This window comes from Pseudomonas brassicae (assembly GCF_010671725.1).
Lineage (GTDB): Bacteria > Pseudomonadota > Gammaproteobacteria > Pseudomonadales > Pseudomonadaceae > Aquipseudomonas > Aquipseudomonas brassicae.
This window is the reverse complement of the sequence record NZ_JAAHBU010000184.1, coordinates 1-9,683: the sequence shown is the minus strand read 5'-3', so window position 1 is coordinate 9,683 and position 9,683 is coordinate 1. Positions and strand designations below refer to the sequence as shown.

Genomic DNA, 9,683 nt, shown 5'->3' with positions numbered 1-9,683 from the left:
ACGAACCGTTCGGCATGGTGCTGCTTGAAGCCATGGTCGCCGGCGTGCCATTGCTGGCCACGGCCTGCGGCGGCGCCAGGGAAGTGGTCGAGGGCGTGGGCATCCTGTTCCCGCTGGGCGATGCCGCGCATCTGGCGCAGGGCCTGCAGCACCTGGCCGCGCTGGACCCGGCGCAGCGTCAGGCGTGCGCCGAGCAAATGCTGGTACGCCTGCGCGAGCGCTTTTCCGACGCGGCCGTGGCCGAGACGTTCTGGCGCTTGCCCCAGGTCGTTACGCTGATGGCGCCGGCGTGATGCTCAATCATTTCCAAGGCTGGCGCGAACGTGGCTGGCGCGTGATCGACGCTGGCACCTACGCCCAGGCCTGGCAGCGTTTTGGCGGCAGCGTGGCAACCCATCCGCTGGTGCTCGAACAACTGGCGGCGCTGGCCGAGATTCCGGTGCGCTACCTGGGCTGGTTCCAGGCTGGCGAACTCAAGGCCGCGATTCCCACCTGGGACCGCCACCTGGCGTTGTCCAAGGACGTGCTCAAGCGGCGCGGCAAGAAAGGCCTGTTCGACCTGGGCAACGCCGAGCTGATCCTGCCGGCCGCCGCTGACGCCCAGGCGCCGCTGCGCCATGCCGGGCGTTACCTGTCCGAACTCAACCAGGGGCGCTTTGCCAACCTCAAGCTGCAGGCCGAGGCCCTGGCCATGGCACGCCAGCCTGAAGAGCTGTCGAAGAAGTTTCGCTACAACCAGCGCCGCGAACTGCGCCTGCTGGAAGAAGCGGGCGGTCAGGTGCGCGCGATCACCGATTTCAGCAGCAGTGAAATCGCGGCGATGTACTGCGACCTGTTCCTGCGTCGCTGGGGCTTCCCGGCCACCGGGGCCGAGCGTATGGCCGAGGTGGTCGAACGCCTGCGTGCGCTGCTGATCGGCTCGGTGGTGCTGCTTGATGCCAAGCCCATCGCGATCCAGCTGGTGTACCGTGTCGAGGCGCCCGAGTGGGTCAGCGTCGAATACGTCAACGGCGGTGTCGACCCTGAAACCCGTGCGTTCAGCCCCGGCAGTGTGCTGAGCTTCCTCAATACCCAGAGCGCGTGGGAAGCGGCGCGTGCGCTGAACAAGCCGCTGCGTTTCTCCTTCGGCCGCGCCGATCGCGAGTACAAGGACCGATGGTGCAACCCCGTGCCGGTGTTTCAGGTGTGAGCCGCAAGCAGCAACTGCTTCGTCGGCACCGTCAACGCAAGCGCCTGACGCTGTTGGGGCTGCTTGTCATCCTGCTGGCCAGTGCCTGGCTGGCCTGGTGGTTGCCACTGGTGCTGGGGGTGCTGGCCTGGGCCGGGCATGAAGCCTGGTTCAGCGACCACCTCTTTTATGCACCGGCCAGCGACTATGACTATTGCATCGACTGCGACGAGTCTCATCGGCTGCGCCTGGAGCAGGGCCGCCTGAGCGCGCCGGCGGGCTGCCGTGTCGCGGCGGGCGACACGCTGCTGCTCAAGGTGCGCTTGCGTGCCTCGTGGCTGGGGCGTCTGCTGGACCCGGCGGTACGCATTGACGGTGACCCGGCTGATGCGCAGGTATTCGAGCGCGGTGTGAACGGCGCGCGCTACCTGAACCTGACGGGGCAGCACGCCGCGCTGGTCGAAGGCCGCCTGCGCCTGCACGGCCGTCACTGCAGCCTGGATGAGCAGGTCGAGCTGCTGGTGTGCCGGCACCCGGATTACCTGGCCGGGCCACTGCTGGTGATCGCCCCGCACGCCGATGATGCCGAGCTGGCGGCGTTTGGCGTGTACGCCCAGGCCGAGCAGAGCTGGATCGTCACCCTTACCGCCGGCGAGGTGGAAACCGAGCACTATCGCGCCATGGGGCTGGACGCAGTGGCGGCGGCACGCCTGAAGGGCGAGTTGCGCAGTTGGGACAGTATTGCGGTGCCGCTGTGGGCCGGCGTGCCGGCCGAGCGTTGCGTGCAACTGGGGTACTTCTGCATGCAGTTGGCGGCCATGCAGGCTGCGCCGCAGCAAGCGCTGGCCTCGCGCGAGGCTGGCCTGGCCGACACGCGCCTGTTCCGGCGTTTCAACCGCGTCGAGCTGGCCAGCGATGCCGATGGGGTGCCGTCCTGGCACAACCTGGTGCAGGACCTGTGCGAGCTGATCGAGCACATTCGTCCCCTGACCATTGTGCTGCCCGAGCCCACGCTCGACCCGCACCCGGACCATATCTGCGCGCGCGATGCGGTGCTCCAGGCGCTGGCATTGACGCAGCACAGCCCTCGCACCTTGCTGCACTACGCCAATCACCTGCACGACAACGATCGCTGGCCAATGGGCGATGCCGGCAGTGGTGTGGCCCTGCCACCGCACTTCGACGGGCAGGTGCCGATGCGCCCGTGGACGCTGACGCTCACCGAGCAAAGGCAATGGCACAAAGCCATGTCTTTGGGCATGATGCATGACCTCCAACCCCTTGCGCCCTTGAAGCGTCGTCTGCGTCGTCTGCTGCAGCGCTATCTGGCGGGCAGGCGCTGGCCGGCTACGGGCGACAACGAGTTTTTCCGCAAGGCCGTGCGCCGGCACGAGCTGTTCTGGGTCGGCAACAAGACCGACAAGAGAGAGCAAGAGTGAAAGTTCTATTTCTGGTGCAGAAAGAACAACGGGCCATTCTGGATCGCCTGTACGAAGGCATCGCTGCCGAGTGCGAGTGTGATACCCGCTGGCTGACCGATGCCGAACAGGACGACCTGCGTGGCTATTTCAAGCGCCACGTCAATGTCGAAGAGTACGACCGGATCCTGTTCTTCCTGCGCTTCAAGAAGGAGATTCGCCAGGTCGGGTTTATCCGTACCCTGCCCAACCTGGTGATTCTGGAGCACGACGCCTATCAGAATTACATCCCGTGCAAGTACACCGGCAAGTTCAGCAAGCATTACCGCCAGTTGCCGTGGGCGCGGGTGATCACCTCGGGGGCGGTGGTGACCCGACGCCTGCGTGACGAGGGTTTTGACGCCGTGTTCGTGCCCAAGGGCTATGACCAGGCGCTGCTGCACAACCAACAGCGCGAGCGCGATATCGAACTGGCGTTCGTCGGCAGCCTGCGCAGTGTTGCCTACTCCGGGCGCAAGGCGCTGCTCGAATCGCTGGCGAGCGTCGAGGACCTGGTCATCACGCGTACCAAGTCGGGCGAGGAGTACAGCCAGACCCTCAGCCGCATCCGCTTTTTCGTCAGTGCCGATGTCGGCATGGGCGAGTACATGATCAAGAACTTCGAGGCCATGGCCTGCGGCTGCGTATTGTTGGCCTATGACCAGGGTGACGAGGAGAATCAGGCGCTGGGCTTTGTCGACCTGCACAATATCGTGCTGTATCGCGACCTGGCAGAGCTGCGCGCCAAGTTGCGCCAGCTGCGTGAGCAGCCCGAGCTCGCCGAGGCTATTTCGCGCAATGGGCAGCAGTTGGCCGAGGCGCGTTTTACCTTCCATGCCGTGGGCCAGGCCATTGCCCAGAGCATGCGCGCGCCGCTGCGTGCACAGCCCCAGCCGGGATGGTGGGCGCGACTGCGCAGCGCGACAGGCCTCTGAGGCCGTTCAACCGTAATTTTACCGAGGAAGCATTATGGTCTTCAGCGAAAGCAGCGATATCACCCTGATGGTGACCAGCTGCGGCCGGTTCGACTTGCTCAAACGCACGCTGGAAAGCTTTGATCGGTTCAATACCGCGCCGATCCGCGAAGTGTTCATCACCGAGGACTCCGGTGACGAGGCGGTGCGCGACTGCGTACCGTTGCATTGGCGCGAACACACCACCTGCATCGTCAACAACCCCAAGCTGGGCCAGTTGCGTTCGATCGATGCGGCCTACGCGCAGATCAAGACGCGCTGGGTGTTCCATTGCGAAGACGACTGGGACTTCTATCGTCCTGCTTTCATCGAGGACTCCCAGTTGTTGCTGGAGGCCGACCCGCAGGCGTTGCAGGTCTGGTTGCGCAGCTTCAATCACGACCTGCAGGTGCACAGCCCCTACGTGTTTCTCAATGAGCGCCAGGTGCTGCAGGGGGTGGCGTTCTATCAACTGGGTTCGCACAAGCCCGACTGGCAGGGCTTTTCCTTCAACCCAGGGTTACGGCGCCTGGCCGATTACCAGCAGCATGCGCCCTATGCCGGGCACAGTGGTGAGAAGAGCCTGTCACGCCTGTACGCCAGCGAGAATCGCTACGCACTGATCCTGGAGAACGATGCGGTGCTGCACACCGGTTTCGGCGGGCATGTCGAGTTGCCGCAGGAACGTGAGAACAAGTTGCGCCGCAAGCGCAGGGATCGCTTCAAGCTGCTTGGGGCGTTGGTCATTGGATTGGTAATAGGCTGGATGTTGAATGTCGCTTAATGGTGTGCTCTTGGAAAACAGTAACAGCCGGCGCTACTTTGGCGCGGCAATTGTCGTGTTTCTGCTCAGCTTCATCCTGATGGATTCGTCCAAATGGACGAACAACATCTTCTATGCGTTCATTGCCGTGCCGGGGCTGGTGTTCCTGGTCAAGGAGCGTGGCGCGGGGTTGTTCCAGCAAAAGCTTGGCTGGGTGTGGCTGGCGTTCCTGCTGTGGTTCCTGGTGCCCGCAGCGATTGCCGGCCAAGCGCAGTTCTACAAGCACATCCTGTATGTCAGCGTGTTCGTGTTCGTGGTCGGGGGGCTGGCCAACCCTGAGTTCTTCCGCTCGCCGGCGTTCACCCGTGCGCTGTTCTGGATCATCTGCGCGTACATCTTCGGCTACGCCATCTATGCCTACACCACCGGTGTATTCGGCTTCGGCGAGCGCGTACGCCTGCTGCCATCGCGCATGGAGAACGTCATCTATGCCAGCATCTGGCTGCTGTGCGCCCTGGCGCTGGCCCTGCCGGGATGGATCAAGCAACGCCGCTGGGTCGAGGCTGCTGCTGCGCTCGTGTTGTCGCTGATTGCGGTGGCGTTTGTACTGCAAACCCGCACCGCGTTGGTCGGCGCAGCCTTCCTGATGGGGGTCTGGGCGCTGTACGGCGTGCTGCGCTTCCCGAAGATTGGTCTGACCGGTGTAGTGGTGGCGATCGTGCTGCTGGCAGTGAGCGTATGGCTGGTGCATGACCAGGCCTGGTTCATGTCGCTGTTCAAGCGTGGTGACTCGTACCGTACCGAACTGTTCCAGATCATGGTCGGTGAATGGCGCAATTGCGGCTGGCTGCTGGGCTGCGGGGTCGACTTCAAGACCACCCAGACCCTGGCGGGCGGCATGCCTATTCAGCACCCGCACAACATTTTCGTCGCCATGGGGCTGTACACCGGCGCGGTGTCGCTGGTGCTGTTCCTGGTGGTGATGGGCGCTACCCTGTGGCAAGCCTGGCAGCATCGCGATGCATGGGGCATGTACCTGGCTTGCGCACTGGTGATGCTCAACTTCGATGGCAGCAAGCTGGTCGGCAACCCGGATGAGCTCTGGCCCCTGGTGCTGCTGCCGGCGGCGATGGTGCTGGGGCGGGTCGTGCAGCGTTCGGCACGTACGCGTTTGTAACCCTGTCGACCACCTTCGGGTGGTCGCTTCGCTTCAGGCCAGCGCTGCGCTCAGTTCGGCGGCGTTGCAGGTGCGCTGATGGGCCAGGTAGGCGCTGCTGAAGGCATCGCCAGCATTGTCCAGCAGCCAGGCGCGGTCCTGCTTGTAACGCAGCATGTGCTTGAAGTTGCGCAGGCGCAGGCGCTTGGGCAGGGGGCGGCGGTAGGTGCGCAGGTCGGCAATGTCGATCAGGCCCAACTCGCCTTCGGGGGTCAGTACCACGTTGCCCAGGTGTGCCGAACGAAAGTAGATACCCTTTTCGTGCAGGTGGGCCATGAAACGGCCCAGTTGGGCGCGCAACGGGTCGTTGCCTTGTGGCTGCCCCAGCAGCTCGCGCAGGGTGTGCCCTGGCAGCGGGTCGTAATGCACCGCGTCACGGGCGATCTCGGCAATCCGATAGACCTGGCGTACCGTCGGGCAGGGAACGGCACGCTCGGCCAGGGTCGTGCAGTTGTCGGCAAAGCGTCGCGCGTAGGGGTACCAGGCTGCCGAGGTGATCAGGCGCTTGCGGCGGAACAGCTTCAGCATCGAGCCGTCGTTCAGGCGTAACACCTTGTCTCCTGTGCCGTCGGCCTCCAGGACCTGGGCGCCTTCGCGCAGGGCAAGGTAGCGGGCATGTTCAAGCGCTTGCATCGATACTCCGGTGTTTGGGGCCTGAGGCTTGATCGGCCGGCTATATTACCCCAGCACCGAGTGGCGAAAACCGCTTGTGATACAATCGCGCATCTTTTTGACACGACGGATTCTCATGACCGCCCCTGAATCGTCCGCGCCTTCGAGCCTGAAAATCTATTTTCGCCTGCTCGGCTACGTGAAGCCCTACGTGGGCATTTTCCTGGTGAGTATCCTGGGCTTCGTGATATTCGCCTCCACCCAGCCCATGCTGGCCGGTATCCTCAAGTACTTCGTCGATGGCCTGAGCAACCCCGAAGCGGTGTTGTTCCCGACCGTGCCGTACCTGCGCGACCTGCAATTGTTGCAGGCCGTACCGCTGCTGATCGTATTGATCGCCGCCTGGCAGGGGCTGGGCTCGTTTCTGGGCAACTACTTCCTGGCCAAGGTCTCGCTGGGCCTGGTCCACGACTTGCGCGTGCAGCTGTTCAACAAGCTGCTGGTGCTGCCCAACCGCTACTTCGACAGCCATAACTCCGGGCACCTGATTTCGCGCATCACCTTCAACGTGACCATGGTCACCGGCGCCGCCACCGATGCAATCAAGGTGGTCATCCGCGAAGGCCTGACCGTGGTGTTCCTGTTTGCCTACCTGTTGTGGATGAACTGGCACCTGACCCTGGTGATGCTGGCAATCCTGCCGCTGATCGCGTTCATGGTCAGCAGCTCCAGCAAGAAATTCCGCAAGCAGAGCAAGAAGATCCAGGTGGCCATGGGCGATGTGACCCATGTCGCCTCCGAAACCATCCAGGGTTACCGCGTGGTGCGCAGCTTCGGCGGCGAAGGCTACGAACAGCAGCGCTTTGACAGCGCCAGCCAGAGCAACACCGAAAAGCAACTGCGCATGACCAAGACCAGCGCGGTGTACACGCCGATGCTGCAGCTGGTGATCTACTCGGCCATGGCCGTGCTGATGTTCCTGGTGCTGTACCTGCGCGGCGACTCCACTGCCGGCGACCTGGTGGCCTACATCACCGCCGCCGGCCTGCTGCCCAAGCCGATCCGCCAGCTCTCGGAGGTCAGTTCGACGATCCAGAAGGGCGTGTCGGGCGCCGAAAGCATCTTCGAACAACTGGATGTCGAGGCCGAAGTCGACAATGGCAGCGTCGAGCGTGAGCGCGTTTCCGGTCGCCTGGACGTGCGCAACCTCAGCTTCACCTACCCCGGTACCGAGCGCCGTGTGCTCAATGACATCAGTTTCTCGGCCGAGCCGGGGCAGATGGTGGCGCTGGTGGGGCGTTCGGGCAGCGGCAAATCGACCCTGGCCAGCCTGATCCCGCGCTTCTACCCGCACTCCGAAGGCGAGATCCTGCTGGACGGCGTGGACGTCGAGGACTATCGCCTGCGCAACCTGCGTCGGCACATCGCCCAGGTGACCCAGCATGTCACCCTGTTCAACGACACCGTGGCCAACAACATCGCCTACGGCGACCTGGCCGGCGCGCCGCGTGAGCAGATCGAGGCGGCGGCTGCCGATGCCTATGCCAAGGAGTTCATCGACCAGTTGCCGCAGGGGCTGGACACCGAAGTCGGCGAAAATGGCGTGCTGCTGTCGGGCGGCCAGCGCCAGCGCCTGGCAATTGCGCGGGCGTTGCTCAAGAATGCCCCGCTGCTGATCCTCGACGAGGCCACCTCGGCCCTCGACACCGAGTCCGAGCGGCATATCCAGGCGGCCCTCGACCAGGTGATGAAGGGCGGACCACGCTGGTGATCGCCCACCGCCTGTCGACCATCGAGAAGGCCGACCTGATCCTGGTGATGGACCAGGGGCGTATCGTCGAGCGTGGCACGCATACCCAGCTGCTGGCCGAAAACGGCTACTACGCACGCTTGCATGCCATGGGCCTGGATGAGCCGGCCAAGGCCGACATCACCTGATGCACCTTGCCAGGGCGCGGTCTGCGCCCTGGCTGTCACAGCAGGTTACCGGCGCCGAACAGGCCGGTGCCAGCGCTGTGCTAATATCCCGCCCCTGTTCATTTTGTCTATATGGGTTGCCCATGAAGTTGTCCATGCCGCGTTTCGATCAAGCTCCGGTACTGGTGGTCGGCGATGTCATGCTCGACCGCTACTGGCATGGCGGTACCTCTCGCATTTCACCTGAAGCCCCGGTACCGGTGGTCAAGGTCGAGCAGATCGAGGACCGTCCGGGTGGTGCGGCCAACGTTGCGCTGAACATTGCCGCGCTGGGCGCGCCGGCCTCGCTGGTGGGGGTCACCGGCCAGGACGAGGCGGCCGACAGCCTGGCCAACAGCCTGCAGGCTGCGGGCGTGCGCTCCATCTTCCAGCGCATCGCGCACCAGCCGACCATCGTCAAGCTGCGGGTCATGAGCCGTCACCAGCAGTTGCTGCGCATCGATTTCGAAGAACCCTTTGCCACCGACCCGCTGTCGCTGGGCGCCGAAGTCGACGCCCTGCTCGACGGGGTCAAGGTGCTGGTGCTGTCGGACTACGGCAAAGGTGCATTGAAGAACCACCAGAGCCTGATCCAGGCGGCGCGTGCCAAGGGCATTCCGGTGCTGGCCGACCCCAAGGGCAAGGACTTCTCGATCTACCGCGGTGCCAGCCTGATCACGCCGAACCTGGGCGAGTTCGAGGCCATCGTCGGGCATTGCGCCGACGAGAACGAGCTGGTGCACAAGGGCGGCGAACTGATGCAGCGGCTTGAGTTGGGCGCCCTGCTGGTGACCCGTGGCGAGCACGGCATGACCTTGCTGCGCCCTGGGCACCCGGCCATGCACCTGCCGGCGCGTGCGCGTGAAGTGTTCGATGTGACCGGTGCCGGCGACACGGTTATTTCCACCCTGGCAGCGGCCATTGCGGCCGGCGAAGAGCTGCCGCACGCGGTCGGCCTGGCCAACCTGGCGGCGGGCATCGTGGTAGGCAAGCTGGGTACCGCAGCCATCAGCGCCCCTGAACTGCGCCGCGCGATCCAGCGTGAAGAAGGTTCGGAGCGTGGGGTGTTGAGCCTCGACCAGTTGCTGCTGGCCATCGACGATGCGCGGGCGCACAACGAAAAGATCGTGTTCACCAACGGCTGCTTCGACATCCTGCACGCCGGGCACGTGACCTACCTGGAGCAGGCGCGGGCGCAGGGCGATCGCCTGATCGTCGCGGTCAACGACGATGCGTCGGTCAGCCGCCTGAAAGGGCCGGGTCGTCCGATCAACAGCGTCGACCGCCGCATGGCGGTGCTGGCCGGGTTGGGTGCGGTGGACTGGGTGATCAGCTTTGCCGAAGGCACGCCGGAGAACCTGCTGAGCCAGGTCAAGCCGGATGTGCTGGTCAAGGGCGGTGACTACGGCATCGACCAGGTGGTGGGCGCCGATATCGTCAAGGCCTACGGCGGCACGGTGAAGGTGCTGGGCCTGGTGGAAAACAGCTCGACCACGGCCATCGTGGAAAAAATCCGCAAGCACTGAGTGTTATTGGGCTGCCTTGCAGCCCTTCGCTG

The 9,683-nt window shown here is 64.1% G+C and carries 8 protein-coding genes and 1 pseudogene; 8 read left to right on the top strand and 1 reads right to left on the bottom strand.

Annotation, left to right across the window (positions count from 1 at the left end; all coding sequences use genetic code 11):
• From G3436_RS14290 to G3436_RS14265, 6 genes are all read left to right on the top strand, one after another.
• Positions 1-293: glycosyltransferase (locus G3436_RS14290; protein ID WP_163946023.1), on the top strand; the 293-nt coding region annotated here is incomplete at its 5' end.
• Complete coding sequence (locus tag G3436_RS14285; protein ID WP_163946021.1) at positions 293-1,189, top strand: antimicrobial resistance protein Mig-14; 897 nt, start codon at positions 293-295, stop codon at positions 1,187-1,189. The genes G3436_RS14290 and G3436_RS14285, both read left to right, overlap by 1 nt.
• Positions 1,186-2,607 (top strand): PIG-L family deacetylase, encoded by a 1,422-nt coding sequence (locus G3436_RS14280; protein WP_163946018.1) that lies wholly within the window; start codon positions 1,186-1,188, stop codon positions 2,605-2,607. The genes G3436_RS14285 and G3436_RS14280 overlap by 4 nt, the downstream gene beginning before the upstream one ends.
• Positions 2,604-3,560: a glycosyltransferase family protein gene (locus G3436_RS14275; protein ID WP_163946016.1), complete on the top strand. Its 957-nt coding sequence runs from the start codon at positions 2,604-2,606 to the stop codon at positions 3,558-3,560. Before G3436_RS14280 ends, G3436_RS14275 begins: the two co-directional genes overlap by 4 nt.
• A 31-nt stretch (positions 3,561-3,591) precedes the next feature.
• Positions 3,592-4,362, top strand: a complete 771-nt coding sequence (locus G3436_RS14270; RefSeq protein ID WP_163946026.1) for a glycosyltransferase family 2 protein — start codon at positions 3,592-3,594, stop codon at positions 4,360-4,362.
• Positions 4,352-5,518 (top strand): O-antigen ligase family protein, encoded by a 1,167-nt coding sequence (locus tag G3436_RS14265; RefSeq protein ID WP_163946014.1) that lies wholly within the window; start codon positions 4,352-4,354, stop codon positions 5,516-5,518. The genes G3436_RS14270 and G3436_RS14265 overlap by 11 nt, the downstream gene beginning before the upstream one ends.
• A 33-nt stretch (positions 5,519-5,551) precedes the next feature.
• Here G3436_RS14265 and G3436_RS14260 read toward each other — a convergent pair whose 3' ends face one another.
• Complete coding sequence (locus G3436_RS14260) at positions 5,552-6,190, bottom strand: BUD32 family EKC/KEOPS complex subunit (RefSeq protein WP_163946012.1); 639 nt, start codon at positions 6,188-6,190, stop codon at positions 5,552-5,554.
• Between the two features lie 115 nt (positions 6,191-6,305).
• On the opposite strand from G3436_RS14260, the pseudogene msbA reads away from it, so the two are divergent.
• Together msbA and hldE are read left to right on the top strand one after the other, a co-directional pair.
• A pseudogene (gene msbA / locus G3436_RS14255) lies at positions 6,306-8,107 on the top strand (lipid A export permease/ATP-binding protein MsbA).
• A gap of 122 nt (positions 8,108-8,229) precedes the next feature.
• A complete protein-coding gene (gene hldE, locus G3436_RS14250) occupies positions 8,230-9,651 on the top strand; it encodes a bifunctional D-glycero-beta-D-manno-heptose-7-phosphate kinase/D-glycero-beta-D-manno-heptose 1-phosphate adenylyltransferase HldE (RefSeq protein ID WP_163946010.1) in 1,422 nt (473 codons plus the stop codon).
• The last annotated feature ends 32 nt before the right edge of the window (positions 9,652-9,683 follow it).

What these genes read in the sequence shown, in the direction of transcription:
- G3436_RS14285 (WP_163946021.1), top strand. Translation starts at nt 293, where the DNA reads ATGCTCAATCATTTCCAAGGCTGGCGCGAACGTGGCTGGCGCGTGATC.
- G3436_RS14265 (WP_163946014.1), top strand. Translation starts at nt 4,352, where the DNA reads ATGTCGCTTAATGGTGTGCTCTTGGAAAACAGTAACAGCCGGCGCTAC.
- G3436_RS14260 (WP_163946012.1), bottom strand. Translation starts at nt 6,190, where the DNA reads ATGCAAGCGCTTGAACATGCCCGCTACCTTGCCCTGCGCGAAGGCGCC.
- hldE (WP_163946010.1), top strand. Translation starts at nt 8,230, where the DNA reads ATGAAGTTGTCCATGCCGCGTTTCGATCAAGCTCCGGTACTGGTGGTC.